Origin of the sequence: Pseudoalteromonas sp. CO342X, assembly GCF_004208915.1 — a bacterium.
GTDB classification, from domain to species: Bacteria; Pseudomonadota; Gammaproteobacteria; order Enterobacterales; family Alteromonadaceae; genus Pseudoalteromonas; species Pseudoalteromonas maricaloris.
Genome location: NZ_SGPH01000023.1, coordinates 34,801 through 61,483 on the forward strand (window position 1 = coordinate 34,801; position 26,683 = coordinate 61,483).

The 26,683-nt window shown below is 43.8% G+C and carries 16 protein-coding genes; 11 read left to right on the top strand and 5 right to left on the bottom strand.

Annotation, left to right across the window (positions count from 1 at the left end):
• Nucleotides 1–46: 46 nt before the first annotated feature.
• Complete coding sequence (gene dapE / locus EXT47_RS12310; RefSeq protein WP_130126702.1) at nt 47–1,228, bottom strand: succinyl-diaminopimelate desuccinylase; 1,182 nt, start codon at nt 1,226–1,228, stop codon at nt 47–49.
• 260 nt (nt 1,229–1,488) lie between these two features.
• On the opposite strand from dapE, the gene EXT47_RS12315 reads away from it, so the two are divergent.
• The gene (locus EXT47_RS12315) at nt 1,489–2,139 is read left to right on the top strand and encodes an OmpW family protein (protein ID WP_039492172.1); all 651 of its coding nucleotides are present in this window, start codon (nt 1,489–1,491) and stop codon (nt 2,137–2,139) included.
• Between the two features lie 74 nt (nt 2,140–2,213).
• Here the strand turns inward: EXT47_RS12315 and EXT47_RS12320 are convergent, their stop codons facing one another.
• The gene (locus EXT47_RS12320) at nt 2,214–2,747 is read right to left on the bottom strand and encodes an acyl-CoA thioesterase (RefSeq protein WP_130126703.1); all 534 of its coding nucleotides are present in this window, start codon (nt 2,745–2,747) and stop codon (nt 2,214–2,216) included.
• Between the two features lie 200 nt (nt 2,748–2,947).
• Here EXT47_RS12320 and EXT47_RS12325 point away from each other — a divergent pair, with 200 nt between their 5' ends.
• On the top strand, nt 2,948–3,514 hold the full coding sequence (locus tag EXT47_RS12325; RefSeq protein ID WP_130126704.1) for a hypothetical protein: 567 nt from the start codon (nt 2,948–2,950) through the stop codon (nt 3,512–3,514).
• A 24-nt stretch (nt 3,515–3,538) separates the two neighbouring features.
• Here the strand turns inward: EXT47_RS12325 and tyrR are convergent, their stop codons facing one another.
• The gene (gene tyrR / locus EXT47_RS12330; RefSeq protein WP_130126705.1) at nt 3,539–5,095 is read right to left on the bottom strand and encodes a transcriptional regulator TyrR; all 1,557 of its coding nucleotides are present in this window, start codon (nt 5,093–5,095) and stop codon (nt 3,539–3,541) included.
• Between the two features lie 290 nt (nt 5,096–5,385).
• Here tyrR and EXT47_RS12335 point away from each other — a divergent pair, with 290 nt between their 5' ends.
• Genes EXT47_RS12335 through EXT47_RS12365 form a run of 7 tightly spaced genes read left to right on the top strand, consistent with a single transcriptional unit; the run spans nt 5,386 to nt 23,920 of the window.
• Complete coding sequence (locus tag EXT47_RS12335) at nt 5,386–7,590, top strand: CapA family protein (protein WP_226899424.1); 2,205 nt, start codon at nt 5,386–5,388, stop codon at nt 7,588–7,590.
• A gap of 14 nt (nt 7,591–7,604) precedes the next feature.
• Entirely contained in the window at nt 7,605–9,578 is a 1,974-nt protein-coding gene (locus EXT47_RS12340) for a hypothetical protein (protein ID WP_130126706.1), read from the top strand.
• Nucleotides 9,579–12,683 (top strand): poly-gamma-glutamate biosynthesis protein PgsC/CapC, encoded by a 3,105-nt coding sequence (locus EXT47_RS12345; RefSeq protein WP_130126707.1) that lies wholly within the window; start codon nt 9,579–9,581, stop codon nt 12,681–12,683.
• Nucleotides 12,670–14,922 (top strand): hypothetical protein, encoded by a 2,253-nt coding sequence (locus EXT47_RS12350; RefSeq protein WP_130126708.1) that lies wholly within the window; start codon nt 12,670–12,672, stop codon nt 14,920–14,922. Before EXT47_RS12345 ends, EXT47_RS12350 begins: the two co-directional genes overlap by 14 nt.
• The gene (locus EXT47_RS12355; RefSeq protein ID WP_130126709.1) at nt 14,909–15,661 is read left to right on the top strand and encodes a hypothetical protein; all 753 of its coding nucleotides are present in this window, start codon (nt 14,909–14,911) and stop codon (nt 15,659–15,661) included. The genes EXT47_RS12350 and EXT47_RS12355 overlap by 14 nt, the downstream gene beginning before the upstream one ends.
• Nucleotides 15,640–19,863 carry a hypothetical protein gene (locus EXT47_RS12360; protein WP_130126710.1) on the top strand — a complete coding sequence of 1,408 codons (4,224 nt, stop codon included), beginning with the start codon at nt 15,640–15,642 and terminating at the stop codon, nt 19,861–19,863. The genes EXT47_RS12355 and EXT47_RS12360 overlap by 22 nt, the downstream gene beginning before the upstream one ends.
• A complete protein-coding gene (locus EXT47_RS12365; protein WP_130126711.1) occupies nt 19,853–23,920 on the top strand; it encodes a poly-gamma-glutamate synthase PgsB in 4,068 nt (1,355 codons plus the stop codon). The genes EXT47_RS12360 and EXT47_RS12365 overlap by 11 nt, the downstream gene beginning before the upstream one ends.
• A gap of 11 nt (nt 23,921–23,931) precedes the next feature.
• Here the strand turns inward: EXT47_RS12365 and EXT47_RS12370 are convergent, their stop codons facing one another.
• Entirely contained in the window at nt 23,932–24,111 is a 180-nt protein-coding gene (locus EXT47_RS12370; RefSeq protein ID WP_010370747.1) for a hypothetical protein, read from the bottom strand.
• 91 nt (nt 24,112–24,202) lie between these two features.
• On the opposite strand from EXT47_RS12370, the gene EXT47_RS12375 reads away from it, so the two are divergent.
• Together EXT47_RS12375 and EXT47_RS12380 are read left to right on the top strand one after the other, a co-directional pair.
• A complete protein-coding gene (locus tag EXT47_RS12375) occupies nt 24,203–25,249 on the top strand; it encodes a nitronate monooxygenase family protein (RefSeq protein ID WP_306419067.1) in 1,047 nt (348 codons plus the stop codon).
• Between the two features lie 114 nt (nt 25,250–25,363).
• On the top strand, nt 25,364–26,380 hold the full coding sequence (locus tag EXT47_RS12380; protein WP_130126713.1) for a CDP-glycerol glycerophosphotransferase family protein: 1,017 nt from the start codon (nt 25,364–25,366) through the stop codon (nt 26,378–26,380).
• A 72-nt stretch (nt 26,381–26,452) separates the two neighbouring features.
• Here the strand turns inward: EXT47_RS12380 and EXT47_RS23835 are convergent, their stop codons facing one another.
• Nucleotides 26,453–26,614 carry a hypothetical protein gene (locus EXT47_RS23835; RefSeq protein ID WP_162847777.1) on the bottom strand — a complete coding sequence of 54 codons (162 nt, stop codon included), beginning with the start codon at nt 26,612–26,614 and terminating at the stop codon, nt 26,453–26,455.
• Nucleotides 26,615–26,683 lie beyond the last annotated feature (69 nt).

Here is a 26,683-nt window from a genome sequence, read left to right on the forward strand (position 1 = left end):
CATAAAGCTATTTATGGTCAGCAAATTTATTTTCAAGAAAATTCTTTTAAAAATTTTCAACTTTTTTAAAAAACCTATTTAAAACAGATAAGTATATTCTTTCTATGGCATGTAGATCGCTGAGGGATACATGTTCATTCACTTGATGAATTGAATCATTCTTTACCCCGCATTCGATCACTTGCGTTTTTCCGGTCGCAAAGAAGCGACCATCGGAGGTGCCGCCTGCAGTACTTAAACTCGGATATTGCCCCGTTGTTTCCTGGATTGCTTGTTCTACCAACGTTAAGAAACAGTTTTCTTGCTTCGCGCCGGTATAAAACGACTCACAAGGCCGCTCCCAACTGATCGCTAACATAGCACCGGATTTAGTCAGCGACTCTTGAATATAGTGTACAACTTCTTGGCTCTTATAGGCATGGCTGTAACGAATATTAAAGGTGATTTCACACTCTGCTGGTACTAAATTATCCACGATATTTGGTACTGTGATCCCAGTGACTTGCAGCGTGGTTTGCGATCCCGCTTCGTCTTTCCACCAAGGTAAAAGCGCGAGCTGGCTAACCAACTGACCAGCGATATGAGCTGCATTTACCGTTTGTTCTGGATAAGCCACATGCCCCGCTCTTCCTTTAACCTGAATACGCCCAGAAATCGCCCCACGACGACCATTTTTAACCGTATCTCCCACCACTTGGTGTGAAGTCGGTTCACCAACCAAACAAGCGTCTAGCTCGATGCCATTTTCAGCTAATCGCTCTGCAATCAATTTAGAACCGAACTCCGCTTCACCTTCCTCGTCAGAAGTAAGTAACCAGTAAAAGCTTCCTCGTAATTTTTCAGGATGCTGTAGTAATGTTTTGGTTGCAGCAAGCATTGCCGCAACGCCACCTTTCATATCTGCAGCACCGCGTCCATACATCACGCCATCAATAATCTGCGCACTAAATGGTGGCACAATCCAGCCTTTATTATTTGCAGGCACGACATCCACATGACCAGAAAAAGCAAAAGTTGGTCCCTGAGAGAAACGATAACTTGCAATCAAGTTTTTTACTCCCTGCACCTCAAACCGCTCAATAGTAAAGCCCAGCGCGGCGAGTTGCTCTGACATAAACGCGATAGTGCCTGCATCACAAGGCGTAACCGAAGGCGCTTGGATCAAACGCGTTAAGATCTCTGTGACGTAGGAAGTACTGAGGTTTTGATACTGTGTTGCTAGTGACATAACTAAGAATGATTTGTAGGTGAAATCTAGCAATTATTTAAAGATGAAACTTTGACCACAGCATTGCAATTTTAATGCAAATTAATGACATCGAGAAAACTTAATCTAAATCAAACTTTCAAAAATTTCTGAAATCTTACAATTTAAAAATTGATCTAGAACAGTTTTTCATTTTTTGAACCCTTTTAAGATGGCTTCATTGAAAACACACACTGTTTCACAGTTTAAAAAATGTCCTCACATAGGGTTAGGAGAAGAAAATGAAAACTTTAAGCGCTGCACTTTTATCTACTCTGCTAGTTGCTGCTCCCTTCGCACACGCAAATTTCAGTGTTAATGTTGGTGCTATTAACGTAAACCCTGACAATTCGGCTTCTGCAATTGATCAAGATAACTCTCTTGGTCTAGTTGCTGACTCAAATACTCAGCTAGGTATCACGCTTGACTACCACTACAGCGATAACATCGTATTTGAACTGGTTGCGGCAACACCATTTTCTCACACAGTTGACGGTGCTGGTGGCTTAGCAGGAGCTGAAATCGCAGACATTAAACACTTGCCACCAACACTACTTGCACAGTATCACTTCTTTGATGCAAGCGCTAAGTTTCGCCCATTTATCGGCGCGGGTCTAAACTACACAGTATTCTTCGATGAAGAGCCAAGTGCTGCACTAAAAGCAACACTAAAGACTAACGACGTAGAAGTTGATTTGGATAGCTCTTTTGGTATTGCATTACAAATCGGCTTTAACTACGACTTAAATGAAAAATGGGGCCTGCACGGCATGATCTCTAAAATTGACATCAATACCGATGCAACAGTTTACGCTAACGGTGTAAAGGCACTGACATCTGACGTTGAGCTAGACCCTGTTGTGGCCATGTTCGGTGTGAAATATAAGTTCTAATACCTAAATGGTTTAAATCACAGATTTACTGTTACTTTCTCAATCCCCAAGGCCACAGATGTGGCCTTTATAGTTTATAGATTACTGTTTTTCTTTGCCTCTAACATGGCTTTCCAATGCATAATCTCAGGAGATAAAATAGGTACTTCATCGTTAAACCCAGCTACTTCGAGCATTTCTTCGACCGTAACCACCCCACCCTTACGCTTGAATACCCCACGTACATAAGCAATTGCATGCAGTCCACGTTTAGAATGAAAGCGCTGTTCAATGTAAAAGTATTTGTGATCCCATCCCACCACCTTAGTGGTAATGGTAAATTTTTGCAGCGGCTTGATATCGCGAATATAGGTAATCGCTGTTGCGTTAACAATTGGGAACCAGCGGCGTTTCATCACAGCTGCAAATAACCCAACTCGCTCTGTCATCCAAGTACGCGCCAAATCCATAAATGCCAGGTATCGTGAATTGGTCAAGTGCATATTGATATCGCAATCGCTTGGCAGGGCGCGGTACTCAATATCTATCGGAGACAAAATGGAATCTGCCGTTTGTTTATTCTGTCTTATTCTCCAAAACAGCAGCAGTAAACGAAAATATAAATTCATAACAATGGTCTTACCAGTTAATAATTTTTCGATTCTAGCATAGCAATTCATATTCTAAAGTGATTATTTTGCTACGCTTGCGTCTATAACTGATACATTACTTTGACCCTTGGTTGCGGTAATGCTGTCAGTAAACTAGATTAATAACCTGAGCTTCAAAAAATGAACGCCTTTCTAGCATGACCAGAAATGACCATAAAATGAGCTTAAAAACAATGAGTTCGGTTACTACATACGCGAACCTCAAATTAAGTAAAATAGCCGAAGTGAAGTCAATGAAAAAATTATCCCTTGTTACCTGTTCCACCTTATTTGTCTTTTCCAGTATGTGCTACGCAGACTTTGACTTTAAAGGGGAAGGCACACTAACCTACCCAACCGGTGTAGAGAAAGCGTTTGAGTTTGGTTTTGCTTGGAATAAACAAACTGAACAGTTTCGCATCGGTGCAAATCATTATGACATGTCTGAACTACCAGAGTCTTACTCAGTTGCCATTACACTGAGTAAAGACGATACCCGCGTGTGGATCCAAGAATTCAATCAAGGTTTTATTTCTGAATTTAAGTGGCAAATTGCAGATCATCACATCTCTCTTGTGAAAAAAGAGTTTAGCGACTCTGTAAAGGGTAATTACGTCTTGACGGTAAATGGGATAGATTACTTCTTTGCGCGAGATAACGTGAGTATCACACTCTCTTTTGAAGAAGATGGCATTAAGAATATTAAGGTAGATGGCGTGACAAAAGACATGGGAACTAAATCATAAAGGCCACATTGCGTGGCCTTTCGATCATACTTTGACTGTTTTTCTATTTATCCCATACTCACGCAGCTTGTTGGCAACGGCTGTGTGGCTTAATCCCAAACGTTTAGCCAGTTGCCTTGAGCTCGGATAAGCGGGGTAAAGCTTGCGCAACAAGGTTGCTTCAAATCGCTTCACCGCTTGGTCTAACGTCCCTTCAAAATCAGACTCTAAATAACCTAAGTCATGGGTAAAGGTCGGTAAGTTTAGATGCTCAGTACGAAGTTCTTTATCATCAAGCAACGAGACCGCACGATAAATGGCGTTTTCTAGCTGCCTCACATTACCAGGCCAAGGGTAATTCTCTAAAAACTCAATACATTCTCTAGCAAGTGTTGGCGCTGGATGACCATTTTGCTGGGCATATTTTTGTACAAAATGCTCAGCCAAAGGCCCGATATCTGCTTTTCTATCTCTCAGCGGAGAAATTTCAAGTGTTAGCACGTTAATGCGATAGTAGAGGTCTTCTCTAAATACGCCCTCTTGCACCATTGCTGGCAAATCTTTTTGCGTTGCAGCTATGATGCGAACATTAACCTTAACTTCATTCTCGTCACCGACTTTGCGGAATGTACCGTCTTGTAAAAAACGCAGTAACTTAGTCTGTAACTGGGTTGACATTTCACCCACTTCGTCAAGGAATACCGTGCCACCATCAGCCTGTTCTAATACACCACGTTTTGGCGCTGCATTTTCTTCATAGCCTGCATAACCAAACAGCTCTGACTCGGCAACATCATCTGGCAGCGAAGCGCAAGAAAGCGCGATAAACGGCTTTAACGAACGGTTAGACGCATAATGACATGCTCTAGCCAATAGCTCTTTACCCGTACCAGTTTCACCTGTGATCAGAATTGGCGCTTCTAGCTGTGCCATTTTTCTGGCTTCACGCACGACTCTACGCATGGCTGTGCTGTGGTTATGAATCGTCGCAAAACTTTCTTGACCGTAACGACGAAACGCACTGACTTGCTGCCCTAATCGCGACTGCGATTTAATGTTAATCACCGCACCGGCTAATACATCGCCTTCGCTACCTTGGGGCACCGAAATTGGCAAAATATCAGCAATAAAATCTTCCCCGCCCACTTCGACACGGGTTGTCTGACCTAACACCTCTTTACCTTCTAACCAACGGGTAAAGTTAAACCCTTTCAAAAGGTTGTTAATGTTGGCACCGATCACTTCCTTTTCAACCATGTTAAGGTCGCGACAAGCTGCGTCATTGCAATGACGTACCCAGCCTTTAGCGTCGATAGAAATTACACCATCAGGCAACGCACTGAGCAAAGTATTCAGCTCATTATGTTCACGTTCTGACGGTAAAAACGCTGTAGTACGAACATCTTCAACGCCATCGATTAAGCGGATCTCAGGCATAATCTTCTGAAACTGTTCAAATTCGATGGGTGGAAAGCTCACGTACATTCGACAATTTACTGAATCGACTTCTATACCTTTCAAATCGACACGGTAACTCACCAAGATATTGAGAATTTCTTGGGCAATACCAATACGGTCAGCGCAATGTATCTCTAGACGCATTTGTTCCTCAAAGCGGGTTTTCACAATTGACGAGATCATACTCTAAGAATAGCTGGCCGACTAGAAAAACGTAAAGAATATTGAACAGAATTTTAGCTATCCTCGCAAATTCTTGTCCTATACTAATGAAGAACTGAAAAAAGTTGTTTTTTAAGACATTTTTCAGCGCTTGTTAAGTTTTTGATTTGGAAACTTACATTCCATTTCAAAGGATTGCAACGCATAAAGAGTTACAGATATAATACTAAAGAATTGGATAATGTATCTTTTTTGAAAGCAGGCTGGCCACAATGAAAAAAATCTTAAATTTAGTATTACTATTTGCGCTCACGGCCTGCTCAGTAGAGGACCCAAATGAAACAGGTCCTTCACAAATAGATAAGGATGAAGATAAAAGCCAACAAGATAGGGATAACGAGACGCCCAACTTAAGCGTGTTGCTGCAAAACACAAAAGCGATGCCCATCGCCAATGCCAGCCTCACGATAAATGATCTGTCATTTACCTCAAGTAGCGATGGTGTATTTGACCTGTCGGCTCTAGCATACGGCGCTTATGTTGCAGAAATATCTCACCCCGATTATTTACCCTTGGTTTTTACCTTTGCGAATCAAAATAACAATGAACAGCAGCTCACGCTTGAACTAAAAGCTAAGTCGAGCACGCTAAAAACCGTACTTTTCGCGGGTGATACCATGTTTGGGCGTCGTTATTTCAACCCTGACCTCATTACCATGGGGAATTCATTGCCCAGCACCCCTGACGGACTTATCCAGCCCCAAAGCGCAGGACCTGATGCCCAAGCGCTGGTGCAGTTTATGCATCCTTTATTTAAACATATCGATTTTGCTTCGGTTAACTTGGAGTCTCCAATCCTAAAAAACCCAACCACGGTCCATCCAAGTAAAGAGTTTGCATTTTTTAGTCTGCCAGAGTCATTAATTGCCCTCAATGATTTGGGTATTGACTATGTCGCACTTGGCAATAACCACGTTTATGACTATCGAGCATCTGGACTGAACGACACCTTGAAGTACGTCGAGCAAGCGGGACTTAAACACAGTGGCGCGGGCACAAGCGCGGCAGAGGCATTTAAGCCCTATAGCCTAAGCCTTGGTGAAGCAACCATAGACTTTGTGTCTGCGACTTCCATTACAGGCGATCAACATACCGTCACTTATGTGGCATCGGATGCTAAAGGGGGAGCTGCCGATCTAACAGATACCAATGGCATGAAAGAAACGGTGATGCAAGCCAGTAACAACGGCCACTTTGTTGTGGCTCAGCTTCACGGCGGTGATGAGTATTCATACGCACCAACGGCGTATATTTCAAACCGCTTTGATTTACTTTCCAAAAATGGCGCTAACTTGATGATTGCGCATCATCCTCACGTTGCGCAAGGGTTTGGCTTATACAATGGCGTACCAAGCATACTTGGACTAGGCAACTTTGTGTTTGAGCAAAATCGTCTTGAAACCTTTTTGGGACTGATAGCTGTGGTAGAGTTAGAAACTGCAGGCACACCTAAAATCAGTGCACTAAAAGCCTATCCCGTTTATCTAGAAGACTATGTTCCTAAGTTTGTAAGTGGCGATCTTGCCAATGCCCTACTAAAACGTATCGCTGAATTTTCTTCACCCGAAGTTGGTATCTCATTGCGCCCGGGATTTGCAGAAGTCACCTTTGATAAACCGGTTCAAGCAAAAGCAACCGAGCAACAAGTTATTACCTTAGAAGCCGGTGAGCATATTGTCGATTTACGCCAATATTCAAGCAGTGCTGAGTTCCTTAGCAAACTCACCGCTAGTGATGCTCAAGCAGAGATTGTGCTTGGTCGGGACTTATTGTTCTTTGGAGATTTTGAAGACTGGGACAGCGATAACGAAAAAGGGGAAGTCTCTCGTTGGTTAATTGAGGCCGACGATATCGCGCCATGTTTAGTCGGCAAATATCGTGGCGTACAAGGACTTTGTCTACAACGAACGCAATTTAACGAAACACCAACGCGTGTGCCGTTCAAACACACAATTCGTACCATGCCTATTACGCCAGCGCCGAGCACGGCACAGGCTTACCATGAGCTCTCGCTCTTTGGTTATGCAAAAGGAGAGAACGCTGGTGAGTTTAAGGCTGATATTCGTATCTTAACATCAGAAGATAGCCTTATCTTTTCTGAGTCAACGCCCCAATTAAAGCCTGCGGGTAGTTATGAGTGGCAAACGTTTAGACAAGATATTACCTTACCTGACGATTCCGTTGTGCTTGGCGATGAAGGGCTGCCTGCTCGTGGCGTCCAGTTTGGCCTCTCCATGGCGCCACCAAGTAGCGGTGAAAGTGCCTTATTTTTAGATGATATTGCGATGATTTCGTGGCAGCGCCCTGTGCAGCTTCAAAACGGTCAGTGGCAAAGCGCACAAATTCATGGCCTGGAATTTATTAAAGTAAAAGTAGCGAAGACGACTGAGTTGACTCTCACTTTTAGCCAGCAATAAGAGAGTGAAAAGGCATGTCGGTTTTTAGTCAATTAAACTTTATAAAACGCCAACGTGAGTTTTGGCTATTTATGAGCTTATTCGCTATTTTGTTGATCGCTTCAGCATCAGGCTTATATAAGCAGGTAAACCTAATTGGATTACAATGGTTTTCTAAGCTCAACACCACACAAGCAACGCAAGTAGTCGTGATTGAAGCAGAAAACTTACAGCAACAACATCAGCAGTTGGCAAAAATACTCTCTGACTATCAACCAAAAGCCGTTGTGTTTTTTGCAAATACCGAACTTACGCCACAACAAAACGATGGCTCGATTTACTATCCATTCAATACGCAATCGGTTTGTCTGTTGGAAACAGAAAATTGGTATGGCAGCGCAATCAGCCTTGCACCACCAGCAAGCACATGTGACATACTGTGGGATAAAATATTCCCGCAGCATGGTGAATACCTCAACAAAATCATAGACTACTCGCTGCCTTATTATTCACTACCCAAATTCAGTGCGCAGAGAGTACTTGATGGTGACCTATTCACAGCACAACTCCGCGAAAAGGTCATCTTAGTTGCTCAGCATTCAAAGTTTTCACGCTTAAATAGTAATGCTTATTTTGGTGCACAAGAACTTCCGCCTGTTTACCTACAAGCATTTATCGCCAATAGCTTTGCATCCGACAGCTTTATTCAGCCTTTAAATAAAGTGACGATAGTCGCACTCATGGTACTAGCATCAATATTTTTCTTAGTGTGGTACCAAAGAAATGCAACCAAGACCAATGTCATCATTGCGGTATCCACCAGCGTGTTACTGATCATAAGCGGCCTTGCTGCGCATCATTGGTACTCCGTGTTATTGCCGCTTGGTGAGCTGCTATCTTTGATATGGCTGACGCTAATTTGGGTATTTATCTCTTTGAAATGGTCAGAAGAAGAAAACTTAAAGTCTCTCATCGCCCTGATCCAACAACGTATGATGGGTCGATATCTACCACGGCACTTTCTTGAGCATAATGAACCTTGGGATGCAATCATCCAACTGGTTAATCAGCAGCTTAATCTGAGAAGAAGTATCTTTCTCACTCGCTTAGAGGGTGACCACAGAGTAACTGAAATACGCGCAATACACTGTCAGCTCAGTGATATCTTAGAGATGCGACGAGATTACCAGCGAGTACCTTATTCCGATGCAATCAAAGCGTTTGGTGCTATCAAAATTACCCGCCCTTTCTTCCAACATCTAGCGGAAGATGAGCAGCAGTATATCGCGCCCTTGATGTACGCAGGTGATGTTCGGGGTTTTTGGGCGCTAACCGTCACTCCTCAAGACAACTTTGATGAGCAAGCATTTATTAAAAATGTAAATCTCTTTGCACATCAAATTGGTGAATTATTATTCCACTATAAAGTGTTTTCTGCTGAGCAAAAAAACCTCAAGAGCACACTGACTCGGGCGCTGACCTTTTCTCTGAAAGAGCCACTAAGTCATAAAATCAAAAATGCAATTAATGAGATGGATCAAAAACTCACCTCACTGGAGCATGTCTTCAACCAGCTTCACAGTGCCAGTATTTTATATAACTTATTTGGCCAAATTGTGCAGGTAAATGAATCTCTTGAACGCTTTGCGAGAGAGCATAAGCTGTCTATTTTCGACATGTCCGCCTTAGACTTACTTTGTCGCTGTACCGAGATGGATAGTGAACAAGCTAAAGGAAAGCTGCGCTATTTAACCTTAAAACGTGGCAAAATCGTATTACCCGTATATTTAGACAATCGAACTTATTTATTAAGCATTCGCGCCTTACTCAAACAATCAACCAGCCTTAACGCCAGCACACCATTTGAAACCAGTGGGGTGTTGTTTGAATTTATTGACCTTGGCGAGCAGTTATCTCAGCTAGATGATAAAGAAGCCTTTTTAACACACTTGTCAGAGCAGCTTGCGGTTAACGAGCAACTTTTGCCTGAAGAGTGGGATGAGGAATAGATGGACTGGACGCTGATGCTATTCCCAAGTGCGGGCGGACTTGGGCAGTCCGTTATCACGTGTGTTTGGATAGGCATCGCGGTTGTCGCATTTTTCAATCTTAGGTTTGGCTTCCCGTTAACTGGTTTAGTGGTTCCAGGTTACCTAGTCCCTTTATTTATCGTGAGCCCAACATCGGCTTGGGTGATCATTGTTGAGGCCATTGTTGTTTATAGCTTAATGCGGTTTTTTGCCAAAACACTTGTTGAGCGACTGGGCTATGCAGAAATGTTTGGCCGTGACCGATTTTTTGCCATCGTTTTGTTAAGCATTATTGTTCGAGTTACCATGGATGTGCTGTTTTGGCCGCTGGTCGCCGCGTACTTAACACAATGGGACATCACTTTTGATTACGCCGCACAGCTGTATAGCCTCGGGCTGATTATCATCGCCTTGACCGCCAATGTAATGTGGAATGGTGGCTTTAAATATGGCATAAAAGTCACCGCTATTCAGTTGATTGTTACCTATATCATCATTCGTTTTGGATTGATGACGTTTACCAACTTTAGCATTGCCAATCTTGCCGTCATGTACGAAGCTGTTGCGGCCTCCATTATTGCAGCCCCTAAAGCTTATATTATCTTGGTGATCACCGCTTTTATCGCATCAAGGGCTAATTTAAAGTACGGCTGGGAATTTAATGGCATTATGCTGCCTGCGCTGCTAGCTCTGCAACTGATGCAACCCACTAAGCTGCTCACATCATTCGTAGAAACAGCAATTATTTTAGTCTTTGGATATGTAGTCTTAAACTTTACTCGTTTAAAACACGCCAATATCGAAGGCGCACGACTCATGCTGCTGTTTTTTAATATTGGCTTTGTCTACAAACTGATTTTAAACTACGTCGTCGTCGGTTACTTCCCAACCTTAAAAGTGACCGATACCTTTGCTTTTGGCTACATGCTATCGACCTTACTCGCCCTTAAAATTTACCAAAAAAATGCGCTAGGCCTTGTGATCCGTGCAACTTTTCAAACTTCAATTGTTGGTGGCTTTATCGCCATCTGTATCGGTTTTGCAATTATGGTTATTCCAAGCCTATTCGTACAAAGTAATACATTAGCGATAAATGAAACAGCCAGCGATTTAACGCTCGGCCAAGTGATCAGTAATTACAAGAGCCAGCTGTATACTCAAAATGCGGCTAACGTTAATGTCAGCCAATATGTGACCGAGCAGCAACGTAGCCACTTTAAACAAGCAATTAGGTTGCTTAAGCAGGATAGTGAGTCACACTATGTCGAGGCCGCCACCTTACTGCGTCAAGCCGACTTTTCTTTGCAACGTACAACACAATTTTTAGTAATAAAAGACAATCAACAAGAGCATAAGCGCGGCCTGTTTATCATTAATTTAGCTGCTCAAAAAGCCCATATCATCAGCGTCCCCTACCCCACTGCAGAGCGGCTTGCCAGCGAGGCCGGTGGGATATTGTTTTCCTACTGGCAAAGCCAAGCTATAGCATTTGGCAATGCGCGACCTAACCATAATGGCGATAAGAACGGCAAACAAAGCGAGTTCTACAGTGACTTTTTTATGGCGATGGATATTCCAGAAGTAGTCCAACTCAGAGAAATTAATCGGCAAGTAAGCCAGTTGATGCACCAACACAGTTTAAAAGAAGACGCACAGATGTGGATATTTAACAGTGTGCCAAGCTCAGTACAACAATCTGAACTTGCTACCTTGTTTAACATCAACGATGCACACTTTGGTCTCGCGGCAAATGCACCTTTACCTTACAGCCAGTTCCATGGCCAAATGATTGAGGCGTATTTAAGCTCGGATAGCTATTCGTCGTTGCTAAGCGCATATGGCCTGCAACGTATCGACAAAGACATAGATAAAATAAGCACAAGCGATGAGAGCATACAGGCACTTATTGAAGCATTTTCCAGTCACATTAGCGCCAAAGGCAGCGGTGCATTTAGCGCACTGAGCGATACCAGTGCTGCACTGTGGGAATATGAAGTGTTAAGGCCGTTATTTGCTATCACCCAAAATCTTGAGATAGTGACAACGCCGGAAACGCTTGAGGTAAGACTGAGTCAGATAAATCGCGTAGCAAACCTATTACAGTACCAATTAACTTTAGTTGAAAATAATCAAGGGCAATTCGTTGCGCTTTCTCCTTTAGATACCAAATCTGCCTATGATTTGGGTCAAGGGGTGTACTTTATTGCCTTGCTGGCTAAACCATCCCTCACCATTGCGGTGCCTAGACCACTCTTTGAAAGTAACACCTTGGAGTTCTCTGGGCAGTTGTTTACGGCCACCCACGCAAAGTTACTGGCAATCGCTGGTGCTCACCCGTATACCAGCATCGATGCAAATGTCATGGCAGCCGACAACGTGCGGTCATTATTTAATGTGGTGTATCAAAGTGCACAGCGCTACTTTTACGACAACCCCTTACTTAATTTACAGATCCGCAGTCATAGCGCGCCTGCAAGCATCAGACCTTCAGCGCTTGCGTACCAATTTACAACGCCTAACCCTATTCATAATGACACCATTGCTACACTACAAAGGGTGCTAGCTGATCTTGGTGTTAATACTCAAACCGTATTAGGACAACAAGCAACAAGAGGCTTAGAACTCGGTACCACACCACAGTCGGGATATCAGCTGTTCGCACCAAAAAGTGAGTTAGCGGCATTGTGGTTGGCATCGGATTTTAAATCGCACTTTGCCATTACCAACGATGCTTTATTGCAACGCCTTTTAGCCGTTGCACACACACCTAAGCTCAAAGTAATCGATTTGCTTGCCCTCTCTCCAAATGATTGGCATGAGGCGAGTGCGCAATTTATTGACGCACTTAATGTGGCCACAGGGCGTTATGCCACCACCCAACATTTACCTGTGCTCCAAGCACTTTGTCAATTTGAAAGTCAATGTAAAATAAGCGCCTTCAGCACGCATAGAAATGGTGAGCTGGGATTAATGTTTACCCGAGATAACGCGCTGCTCGCGCTATACTTACCAAGAAGAAATCGCGTTATTGATTTAGCCACTTATGCAAAAGCGGTTCATGAGGGGCGTTATGTACTGGATTAAGCAGATATTACGATTTGCTATTTTTACAGCTTTGCTGCTACTTTTTGTTTGGTTCGCCGTCACTTTATTTGTGTGGGTAAAATCTGCGGAGCCTTCAAATACCTCGACCCTGTTTAATATTCGCTCCAATGTGCATTGGCTAAAAACCGACAGTGCACTGAAGTTTTCCTTTTCTGCGTCTCGGACCATGTCTGTTCGGGTGTTGTCCAATGGGATATTCGAATCTCAGCCGCTGGATGATCAGCCTGTCAACTATGCTATTGAATATCAGTTACTTGATGCAAAAGGAGCGATTATTTATCGCGGTACTTATCATCATGCAGCTAAAGCTGCCTCGAACGACTTTCAGCAACAGGTAAAACAGATCATTGAAAACCGTGAAGCGTTGGCCGTGGCGTCTGGACAATCCTTTTATTTAAATCGTGAAGAGTTACAACAGGCTGCAACCATCACGTTAAAGCTAATACCAGAAAATGCTCAGCTTAAAGGCGTGGTGGTACGTGTCCATGCTCAAACCAGTAACAGTATTGTCGACCCCGCCAAAGCATGGCTGAAAAGGCCAACCGAATGGCGTGAACGCATGACGAATTACCACACCATAGGTGAAAACGCCTTAACCAACGAAGAAAAATACAATTCGGTCATGTTAGATTGGCAAAAGCTAGCACCACAGGGCGTGCCTAACATCGACTTTCGTGCTGACTTGTTATACGAGTCACTGCCTTACAATGTGCTTAATCATGATTTCTCGACCCAGCTAGACTTAGATAGTTTGTTTATTTCTGAGCAGCTGAGCGCAAGTTTTCGCGTCTATGAACACACGGAATATTTATTAAGCCATTCCGAGAATGCAAATCTTACTTTTGTTTGGCACGATTTACGCCAACTCGACGCGCCAAAGCCACTAACGCCTGAGATGCTATCCACTACCCAAGCTAGACTAAGCAACCTACCAGCAGGCCTTGTTACCATAAGCGCAAGCGCCCCCACCAGCATTCGGGTATTTAGCAATGGCGTCGACCCTATAGTCCCGTTGCATAGTTATTATTATATGCTCAACGCGCAAACGCCGGTTTACTATCAAGTCTCTCCTAAAAGCGATATCGCTTTAGAATGGCGCGCGCCCATTGGCAGCACTCTCTCTGTGAGCCTCTATAGCAACAATGAGCGGATCAAGGACTATGTTTTTACCGCAACGGCGGAGCAAGCTTTGTTTGATAGACTGATAACTGAAACCACGGAGCGACAAACCTTACCAACCGCAGAGAAGCGTTATTTGGCAATACCAGATAACGTTAATCAAATCAAAATTGAAGCCGAAGACGCGATGGTGAAGCTGCAAGCCCGCAGCCCAACATTTAATTATCTGGATCATCGCTGTGACCCAGTGTGCGACCCTGAAAGCCCAATTTATCAGGGGATTGACGCATGGTTTAGCCAAAAGGCCGACAACCATTACCTCTTTCACACTCAAAAGCAGATAGCATCGGTGCGCTTATTTGAAACGCCACCTGAAGTACCTGAGTTGCTGCCTCAATACCGCTCCAAAGACTTAGATCAGCTTTTAGCTGTATCGGATATCGCGTTGGTGCCCATTGAGCAAGCTTACTTTGATAACTCAGTACCGCAAATGGAGTTTGAATATCGTCAGGTAACTAAATCTGCGCTCTTTAAGCTCGGTAAAGCAACAAGCTACCCAAGCAGTGTGATTGTGAAGCAAAAGCGCAAACCTACATTATTTGAAGTTCCGTTAAACAGCTTACAAATAGAGGAGTTAGCGAACACCCAAGCACTTTTCATCAATCAAGGGCTTCCAAGAACCGTGCGGAAGATCCGCCTGTACAAAGTGGCAAAAACAACGCCACTTACCGTTGCTGTTAGTGAGAATAACTTGCAACCTAACGCTTTGGTCGTCAAAGTGTTTAGTGCCGAACCTCAAGCTGAAATCACGGTAGCAACCGCTCTGGATAGCACTAAGGTAATCACCCCAAGCGATGAATACACGATTTTAGCTAAACACTTTGTCTTACACCTAAACCCTGCACAAACGAGGATGTTTTTTAACCCTAATCACGCAGAGCTGTACGAGTATCCAAGTATTACTTTGCCGCTATTTCAAGACTTAACATCGCCTAAAACCATGACGCTCAGCTTTTCACATGATGTTTGGATAAGTGTATTAGAGGAACATGAACAACCTGATGCAACATTAAACTGGTGGCAAGATGAAACGCCTTAGTCGCTACGCACTTTACATTGCATTGTGCTTGTCATTGAATGTTAACGCTGCGATTCCAGACAGCAGCAAAATGACGCACTGGTTTAAACAACCCGTAGCGCTCGATGGCTGGCAATTTACGCACCAAGCAGAGCAGTTTACATTGACGCCAAAGCCTCAAAGTGAAGCGCACGGCGAAGTCACGTATGCGCCAAAGCATCGGCCTTGCGTGGTGTCTGTTCCACATCGCTTTCATGATAAACATACGCTGACCATTGGTGCGCACATTTTCCAGCACAGTTGCCAAGTGTTACTGAGCAATACAAAACACAGATACGATAACAACGACACCGGTAAAACCTATGATTACGCCAAACAACCTCACAATATTCACGCGTCAGCTATCGTAGCTTTTACATCTTTACACCCAACAGCAAAAGTGTTCCAAATACATGGGTTTAGTCAGAAGAAGCGAAAAACCCACGGCGGTAAACTAAGCGAAATAATTTTGAGCCAAGGTAAGGCGAATGACGACGCACTATGGAAGTTGAAGTCTTGTCTTGTTAAGCAAGGTTATCGGGCGCTGATTTACCCTCAAGAAGTGCAAGAACTTGGCGGGACGCAAAATATCATGCATCAGCTTGCGCTTCCTGAATATAGCTTTATCCATATTGAGCTAAGCTATCAAACAAGAAAGCAATTAATTAATAACAATCAACAACTAGAGCTGTTTACTAAATGCGTGCAATCACTTTTATAATGACACTACTGCTGTTTGCAACGATATCCCGAGCCAATGAGGTAGGGATACAAACGGCTGCCCAATGGGTTGATCTGTCACGTATGCAATTTATCCAAGCCAATGCTAACAAGCACTTTGCACCTCGGCAAAAAGCGTGGCTGTTTTTGCCAAGTCACGCATGGTTAGTCACAACACCAAGTGCCCTCGATACATTCGAATTTTTTGCAGGGGAAACTCCAAAGCTACAACGTGTCATTCCAACGTCCGATTGGTTATGTATTCAATCCAGATGCCAACTGAGTGCAACTGCACAAAACCGCTTAATTCAGGTTGCTTACACCGGTGATAACGCTCAATCTCTTGCGCTTTGGCAAGGCAGCATGCACAGCCACAGAGATCCGTATCGAAGAGCGCTCAGACTGCCAGGGCTTGACGACCAAACACTGCAATTAGCGCAAGATACAGAGCGCTGGTTTTATCTACAACCTACACAAGTGACAAGCGTATTCTTTGAACACGCCAAAAAGCTCAAACTAGAGGTTCGAAAAGATCTACACGCGATTGCGCAAAACGGTACTGTCACAATTAAAGTCAACGGTGAGGTTATCAGCACCATTGCAATACCAGATATCCAAGCGGATGAGTACCTTGAGCCTAAAGTCGGCTTGTCTAACCAAGATTATATCGCCATCCCGCAAGGTAGTTATCTCACAATCACAACATCGGTGCCTACCTACCTTAACTTACTACAAATGCACCGTGGTATTTACGACGATAATGCGGGAATAAAGCAGCAAGAGTCGCTATTTAATCCGTATTGGAATAAACAGCTGAACGAGCAGCTTAGCGCCCTTTACATAAATGGTGATACTTCTCCACTTACTTTTAACGCTTCTGACACGGCGCTGGCGGTCAAACGTAAGCAAATGCTTAACGATATTGCCTCTACGGTGTATTTTTTAACGCCAAGTTCCCCTCAACCGCTCACTCATCATATTGCGATAAGTGGAGTGACACTGGGCAGCCGCAGCGCCGCTGGGCAAGTGCTGCTCACTTCAAGCGCTCAGCGAGTCAATTACATTACCTCGTCTCAACCACTGAAGTATCATCTTGAGAATATAGTGAGAGTTGATAATGCAATTACCTTGTATGTTCGAGCAAGAACGCAAGAGCGCTTAACCATCTCCAGCGAGTATGGCCAACATACGCTGCTTGTTGCGCCTAGCAGTCATTTTCAAAGACTTACCCTACACATAAATCCAGCATCCAAAGTTGTGATGATTGAAGGGGCTAAGCAAGCGCTTGATATCGCTGTAGCAGTAAACCGCTTACAACCATTTCCCGACTTCTTGACCATGACGCAAGAAGCACTAGGCCAAGGGCCACTCGTTCAAGGTCTACTTGCAAGAAGCAAACAAAATCGAGCGGACACTTACTATTTATCTCTTAGCGGGCTGAGTGCGCCGGAACTAAGTGTTAAGACAGACAACCACGACCAGTTTACTGCCACTAAAGTACTTGCGGAACTGCAAATGGTAGCAAAGACCAAACCACTCATGGCACTTGCGAAACTGAAGCCGTATTTGAGTGGGCATAGTGAGCAAATTACGTTAATGGCTTGGCAACTTAATATCGCTATTTTGACTCAGCTAGAACGCAGTGGAAACGCCGAGGTGTTACTAAAATCACTGCTTAAAAGTACAGCTCAATCTTTAAGAGAGTACGCCGCCAATGAACTACTCACGAGATATTTAGCGCTGAATGAGTATATCCAAGCTAGTCTATTGTGTGCTGCCCACGAAACCGATATCACGCAATATCAATGCGATGATATCCTGTTGACGTACCTACTTGACTCCGGACTTCAGCAAGAAGCGCTGTGGACAAGCCAGCAAATGGAGTTAACACCAAAACAGGCCGAACAAGTCGCGGCAATTCAAACAAACGAACTGACCCAGCCTCAATACAGCCTTAATCACTATGGTTTACAAGTCGTGGAGTCAATGGATGATCAAACTGAGCTGTACCCGCTAGGTTCGGGTAAACCCATCAAACTGGTTGCTAAAACGCCTTTGATGGTCAAGCTAAGTGCACGTGCAGCATACCAAGGACAAGAATACAAAAATACTCAATGGCTGCTATATGAACACAACGCCAAAACCCGGATTTTACCCATATTTAGTGATATTGCAGCAAACTTGCAATTGCAGCCACAAACGACTCGATTATCTATTGCATCGCAGCAATATATTCAATTAGCGGCAAATGAAAGCCTCACCCTTTTCAGTAGTAATGAGTTGTTTGTAGAGATCCGGGTGCAACCAGAAATCGCTGATACTCCGGCTTTTGTAGATAAGTCTGCACACTTGGTTAGTCGCGCTGATGCGCGCATAGCAGATGAGCTAAACGCCCGAGAAATCACGATAAATGCCTTGTATCAATTGAGCCAGCAAACATTGTCTAATGAAAGCTACCACAGGGTCCTTCAACGTCTGCACCCAAGCTTGTCGGGTGATGCCGTTTTAACCGATTTATATGCCCGCTTGATGCGCTATGGTCAATGGCTTGCCGCGGAGCAATACACAAGTTATGTGGGTACACAAAAGGTTAAGGTCGATACGCTTGCGGCGCAAAGCGTTGGTGACCAGATCACCGCACACCTCACAGAAAATCCGCCGTCAGGCCTGCCACTCAGAGCAAACGAATTACTGACTATTGATTTTTCTGAGTATCAACAAGTTCAAGTAAGAGTAAAGTTTGCCTACTCTTCTGCCAAGCAAATCATGGCACCGCCTGCTAATGTAGAGCTGGTGGGGCCAAATCAAGGTGATGTGATTTCGCTGCAGCCAACGCAACCGCTCTATTACGGCATTAAACAAGTTGAGACGCGACAAGGACTATTGCAATTGCGTTGGCTCAACCCTTTATCGGGGCAAAGCGTTAGCGTACGTCCGCAATACTTCGACCAAGGTCAATGGCATGATATCCCATTGGATACGAGGCAGATCTTTTATCGCTCTGATGAAACTACCCCAATCACGGCGAAATTAACTCGAGATAGTCTGATTAAAATTGAAACCTTTGCCGATGGTATTAGAAATGAAGCCACCTATTTTCACCCGGCAGGACAAGTCTCACTGACCGGCCAACAACAGCAAACGTTAGCACGCATGTCTATCTGGACGTTAAGTCCAACATTGCACCGCGTTAACCTAGTACCTGAAGTGCCAATGTTCTTAAAAACCAAGCAACAGTTAACACCAACAAGTGCTGAACCCGTATTTCAGCAGGCTCGCATTGAAACTGATGAGAGTCGCACTGGCATCGAAGGCTTTTTGAATATTGATAGCGACGACATTGTACAGACAACGGAGCCTAGCCCTAGCCGTACTACACTCGATTTAGGTTTATCACTGAGAATGAAGGATGAAAATAACTGGTACCGCATCGATACTTTCTACACGATGGATAATCATCACCAAGACACTTTCTCCATCAATGGTCAATATGATTGGCTCTCGAAACAGTCGAACTGGTTTGCAGAAGCAAGAATGCGTAATCGCTGGCAGGATGCAACGGCTATCAGTGAAACCCATTTAAGCTCTAGTATTTCGGCAAAATTTGGCCAAATTCACCGTTATAACAGCGGTTTTAGAAGCATTTGGTGGTGGCAGCCTTTTTACACGTACACCAGTATCAGCAAGGACGAATTTATTGCAGACGAGCAAATTGGCCCTGATATGTACACCTTTTACCGTAATAATCACAAGCACGGCTGGCAAGCGCATGCTGGGCTGCGCTATCAGCCTTGGGTTGATAGTTACTTCAGCTCCGGCGTTACACTGACGTCAAATCAAGATTGGCAAACGCTCGACAATGCACTGTTTTCATTTGATTGGTATCAGTTTTATCAAGGCCATATTTTCCATGCCGGATTAACATCAAGCTATGTATTTGCCGATCAGAACCGCCCCAATCCAACGTGGCAATACTTAACTCAATTGGGTTGGCAAACGGGCTTTGACTTTAGTCATAACACCGCAGGTTGGTTAGGTGTAACTTGGACTCAAGACTGGTTTAACAATACCCATCAGGTTGGGCTACAAGTACGTTTAGGCAATTTACAGCAAACTGCTTTTGCCCCCTATGCGCACGATGAAATTATTTTTGAATCGTTACAGCTAAGTCATTTATTAGAGCAAGATTTACATGAGCGTTGAAGCCTTAAAGAGTCAATTAGAAGCCCTATTTTTTGCCGAAACTGAAAAGTTTTGGCTGAACTTGTATCAACATAAATACAGTGCGTTAATCGACGAATTGTGTACATGGGAACTCATTTACAATCGCCCTGAAAACGAGGATGAAACCGACTGGCTGGTACTTCAATCTATCGCCTTTTTACGCCATAAAATTGAGACTCTACATGAGCAAATTTTGCTGCTTGAGGTATCCCACACCGGATTTGTACAGCGTATCGCTAAGTCTGAATTTGCCAGTGAAAAAGAGCTTCATATTATTGCTTATGCTCAAGAACTTGGCACCACTAAAGCCGCATTAGAACAAGATAAAAAAGCTTTTTCACGATGGTTTGACGAAGGCGCTGTAGTTGCTCGATATCAACATCAAGTTGCCGCTATTGAACAACAGGTTAAATTTTTAATCGCCAAACTTGGGGCGCTAACGAATCGATATTTACGTGCTCACCACGATACCCTAGAAAATGCCTGGCAACGCTTGGATTTACAGCCATTTTGCTTAAATTTACTCGCCCATAGTCAAAATCAACATATTCGTCATGGCTTGATCCGCGCACTGGTCAATATGGTCGCAACCTTGAACAACTATGAGGTTGACTCGGAATTAGACGCAGATCTTATCGCCAAACTTATTGAGTTGCTTGAGTCTGACAATATGCCCTATCAGGCAACCGTCGATATTTTAGAGATCTTAATACATCAACGCCCCACTTTTATTCGTGCCTACATGTGGGCTTTGCTTGAAGAAGCGAACGACATTGAAACTAGTCAGCTAGTTGATGCCGAAGTACTCTATATTTTGAGTATCTTTCCCAAAATTATTGTCAGCCAGCCAAAGCTTACAGAAAAAGATCTCAATATGCTTTGTGCACTCAGCGAGCACACCTTACCTAGGGTGCGCCAGGTTACGCTAGAGTTTGTCGAGTTTTATCCCACATCGTTTGCACAAGAGTTAATCGCCAAGCGGTTTGAGCAAGAGAATGAGAATGCCGTACTTTTTACCTTGATAAAACAGTTATCCGCCGACCGCTTTTGCCAACAGGACTTTGCATTTTTACTGTGGCAACGTGTGCTAACAGGCGACTTTAGTATGCAGCTCAAGCGCTTAGCGCTTGAGCAAAGCGCGCGTATTATGCTGAATATGCAACTTGAATCAAATCAAGCCGATCTCTGCTTCAAACGGTTTATTGATACCTTAAATAAATGTTTATCGAACGAAACAAACATCGCCGTTTGCCGTTATATCACCAGAGCCAGAGAGCAGTTAGGTAGCTTCTATCATCAAGCCATCATCGCGCAGCTCAACGCTTCTCTTGAAGCCAACGAACAAAGTGACGCACTGGCAACTTGGTCTCGTGATGAACTGGGCCGCTCACTTTCTTATATTGCACAGCGCGGTCAAAGTCTTAATGCCTCAAAAACAAAAGCTGGCTGGCGTATCCAACAAGGCTATCGTCAAGCAAGAAGGTTGTGGCGAGTAATACACGAAATAAGACAACCAAGTACCGATAAACGTCAAAGCTATTCCCATACCAAAGCGAAAAAGCCCAGCGTATCAATCCACGTCCCTAGCTGCACTACCGCGGAAATTAGCGAAACAAAAGTGCCAGGGGAGTTGCTCTTTAATATCGCCGAACAAACGAGTCGACCACATTTACCATTACTCGACTTTTTGCTAAGTGTACTGACTAATGACCACAGTAAAGAAGACGCCAAAACCTATACGCCGGATGGTATTTTAGCCGTTACTCCGCCATCAACTTTGTGGCGACGCCTTAAGGCGTACTGGACCATAACATGGCAGTTTGCAGAGCTAGACCGCTTACGAAAAGGCAACGAACTTGAGCAAGGTAAGTATTTGGATGCACTTAACACGCTGGGGTTTTCGCTACGCTTTAGTGCCTATGGCGACATCGCAAAAACGCCCTTTCCTGTCGCGAAAGACATTCAGCAACTTTATACTCGCTCTGGTGTCACCTCAGCGCTACTCACCATTTGGAGCAGTTTTAAAGAATACGTCGATGCCATTTATCAAAATAGTATTTCGCAGCTGGTTTTCTTTGTGCTTGCATTTATTAGCTACTTTTGGACTCGGCATATTTATGTCAGTAAAAGAATAAAGCAAAATCGAAAACACATTCCGGTGTCCATTGGCGGCTGGGGAACACGAGGAAAATCAGGAACCGAGAGGCTGAAGTCAGCTTTATTTAGCAGCTTGGCGCTGAGAGTCGTGAGCAAGACCACGGGCTGTGAAGCAATGCTTATCTATTCAAAAATTTCCGGTGAGCAATATGAGATCCCGCTATTTCGGCCTTTCGACAAAGCGAGTATTTGGGAGCAAGCTGATGTGCTACATTTTGCAAAACAGGTAAAAGCGGACGTTTTCCTGTGGGAATGTATGGGCCTGACTCCGAGATATGTGAAAATTCTAGTGCGCTGGATGAAAGACAATTTTGCTACCATTACTAATGCCTACCCAGATCATGAAGATATTTTGGGCCCAACAGGTTTGGATGTAGCAAAAGAAATGTCCGCCTTTTTGGGCTACAACACCCAAGTGTTCACCGCCGAGCAGAATATGGCCTCCGTGCTCAACTTGGCGGCAGAGCAAAAAAACACGTCGCTCATTCAAATTCATTGGGGTGATGGGTATCAAATCACGCCTGACATTCTCGCAAAGTACCCCTATGTTGAGCATCCGGATAACATCGCCTTAGTCTGCAAAATGGCGCAATATATTGGCATCAATAAAGACTATGTGTTCAAAGAAACGGCTTCTAGGGTTATTCCCGATGTTGGCGTGCTTCAGCAGTTTACGACCGCAAAGATTGGTGCAATCAGTCAAAGCTTTATCAACAGCATGTCTGCCAACGAACGCCTAGCAACGATAGAAAATTGGAAACGCTTAAACATTGTCGAACAGGGAAAGCAGGGGCAAATTGTTGCACTAATTAATAATCGTAACGACCGTGTAGCACGCTCGCAAGTATTTGCGAACATTCTGGCCAATGATCTGCATTTTGATGCCATTGTGGTGATCGGCACCAATATCGATGGCTTCTTTAAGTACTTTATGGTTGCACTGGAAAATCTCTTACACAGTATTTTCAGCAATAACGACCACAATGCACTGTGCGATTTACTCACGCGTTTTAGGCTCACATTATCGCGAGATGCGCTTATTGCATCATTAAATACTACGGCAGACAAGCTGCCTGAATCTGCATTTTCAAGTATCGACTCACTACAATCACACCTTAACAGTGAAGATGAAACACATCAGCTAATTCTAAAACGTTTTGAAGCGTGGACAATTGCCTATACGATTTTTGAAGTTGAAGACCTGAACACTAGGCTTTCGCAGACAGCAGCGCTTGCAGAGCAACTTGCCACTCTAAAATGTACGTTAGTGCATGATAGCGACATCAAGCCTGACGCCTTAAACCAAATCATTGCCAAACAAGCACTGCCAAATGAGCACCAAATTATCGTCGGCATGCAAAATATCAAAGGTGCGGGACTGGGCTATGTTTACATGTGGCAAAAGTGGCAGTTGTTTAATCAGCATTGCGAGCGTCTAAGCCGCCGCAGCGTGACACAAACTGAGTTTAGAAATGGCTTAAGTAGAATTTTACAGCAAGAGGAGCTCAGCGCGATTGAATGCCAATACTTAGCTGACAAGCTCGACTTGTTCAAAATGTTGCCCAATGCCCAAAGCGAATTTAGCCAAGCCGAATTAACACAAATAAAGCGCAAACTAGAGCAACAAACGCAACGCTTAGAAAGTAAAGATAATACTCGGGCTCGCTCGCCGCTAACACGCTTTTTGAATAAATTGGTCGAGTCATTTTTAGATGCCGGCGCGGCGGTAAAAAGAAAGAAAATAGCAGTTCAGGTATACAAAGATATCGCCGACTTTAGGATCACAATAGAAAAGGCAACCCTTATTTTAAGTGAATTAAATCGCTCGCAAAAACCTGGATGGTTGAAGTTACAAAATGGTAAGCGCCGCAAAAAATAGCTCGGCGCTTGTTACCCAACCACCAAAACGTAGATAAGTTTAATGATCAGCGTCACCATTAATAAAGGCAGTACATATTTGGCATATTTTTGCATTTTATCTAGCCCTAAACGCTGCTGATACTTTTCCAATAATGGTATCAAGACGACCAACGCGATGACTAAACTCACTAATAATATAACTACGTTCATCTTAGTTCCTCTTTCTAAACAGGTATCTTACAACCAGTATTCACTTCAAGCAAAATTCCAGCTATGCTCATAAACACATCTGACCAGTAGAATAACAATGATGAAAACTGCTATCACCGAATTATTCGGCATCGAAAAACCCATTATATTACCCGGCATGAGCTGGATTTCTGTCCCTGAGCTTGTTGCGGCAGTGAGCAATGCTGGTGGCTTAGGTATTTTAGCCACGGGCCCGCTCAGTCAAAACGAGACACGTCAAGCAATACGAAAAATTCGTGAACTCACCGATAAGCCTTTTGGTATTGGCGTGACGTTAATGATGCCAGGCGCCAAAGAAAATGCCAAAGTCGCATTAGAAGAGCAAGTGCCTGTTATCAATTTTTCTTTAGGAAAAGGCGATTGGCTAGTGCAGGCGGCTAAAGCCTACGGCGGACAAGTCATTGCCACTGTGGTGACGCAAAAGCATGCATTAGCAGCACAAAAATCTGGCGTTGATGCGCTATTAGTTACAGGTCATGAGGCCACAGCCCATGGTGGTGAAGTAACTTCACTGTGTTTAGTCCCGAGCATAGTCGATATTGTCGATATACCTGTAATTGCCGCTGGGGGATTTGCCGATGGTCGAGGACTTATCGCCGCGCTAGCACTTGGCGCAGAGGGCGTTGCGATGGGCTCTCGTTTTGCAACATCTAAAGAAAGCCCTTTGCATCAGCATGTCAAAGATACCGTTGTGGAAAAAGACGTTGAACAGACGATTTATTCCAAAAACTTCGATGGTCTTTATGCTCGAGTAATGAAAACCCCCATGGCTGAAAAGGCAACGCGCCGCCCGATGAACTTTTTCATGGCCACCATAAAATCATTCAAGGCCGCCAAAATGGTCGACATGCCCTTATGGAAGCTACTACTAGGACTGTTATCTCAATTCGATAAAATTAAGATGCTGTCACTCTTTGGAGCCGCCACCGAAAAGCTTGAAGCCGCCACAATCCACGGAGATTTAGACCATGGCGTGCAGTTTATTGGTCAATCTCAAGGCTTAATTCGAGAAATAGAATCCGTACAAACCTTAATGGATAACATGATGGCTCAAGCCACTGAGGTGCATTCACGTATCGGCAACAACACAGCCGAGTAACGGATGTTTGGTATTGATGCGGTAAAAGCGGTATTATCTTGCCTAATATCGCTCTGGCCCTAGTTGCGCCACTCAAGTACTGACCATAAACTCTGATTTTATAAGTGACTTTCAATGCCTAAACATTATCTTTTCTACATTGAGCAGCCATATAGCTTTGCCATTCTGAGACCCCTCCAAAATGCTATCCGTGCAAACGGTGATGTGGTGAAATGGTTTTTAAAAGGTAAAGATGTAAACTCAAGTTCACTTGCACCAGACGAAGCGGAGTTACTGAGCGTAGAGGACGTCAAGGCGTTTAATCCCAGAGCTGTATTTGTACCTGGAAACGTTGTTCCTGACTTTTTTCCAGGCGCCAAAGTGCAAGTATTTCACGGATTAGAATATAAAAAGAAAGGTCACTTTGGGATCCGTGGTTTCTTCGATTTGTATTGTACTCACGGCCCAATTACCACTGCGCCATTTAACCAACTCGCACAAAAACATGATTATTTCTCGGTGATTGAAACTGGCTGGCCAAAACTCGACCCCTACTTTGATTACACTAAGCAAGAAAATGAAAAGCCAGTCATACTGTACGCTCCCACTTTTTCACCGAACCTTACATCGCTTGAAGCATTACATGCACAAATCAAACAGCTCGCAGAGTCAGGAAAATACAAAGTCCAACTTAAGTTTCATCCTAAGACAAAACAGCAGTGGCAACAGATGTACATGGAACTTGAAACCATCAGCGACTTTGAAATCGCCGGAAATGACAATCTCATTCCCCTCATTCAGCAAGCCGATGTGGTGATTTCTGATACCTCTAGCGCCGTTGATGAGTCGCTATTAATTGGTAAACCGGTTATCACTTTTAATAATCACCAACCTCAAGATGCCTTACTCAATATTACCGATGCAAGCCAATTATCTGAAGCGGTTGAACAAGCACTCAACCTGTCCGACGCACAAAGTGAACGTATTGAGCAATACATTCAGCAAGTGCATCCTTACCGTGATGGTAAAAGCGCCGAGCGCATACTCGCAGCAACAGAGGCTGTAATTGCTGCTGGATTAAAGCGTAAACCGCTTAATTTATTGAGACGTTATAAAATACGTAAAGCTTTGAATTATATGAAGATAAATTAAAAACAGGTTGTTTTTCGGAAATAAAAAAGCTCACTTTACTGTGAGCTTATGCAAGTTAATTTATCACTAACCTTAACAATCGCACTGCCAGTATTGGTTACCAGTTTCCGTCAAAGGCGGACGACAAGGAATACGGCTATTTGCACCACCAGCGATGTTTGGTGTTTGCTCTTGAGGCAAGTTCTGTTGTTTATCTAATTGTTTTAACGCTGTTTTTTTAAATTTTAATTTCATTTTCTTGTCCTTGATTTATTTTAATTAATTTATAAGTAGTATTGTTGAAGGTTGATAGTCCTGCGAATA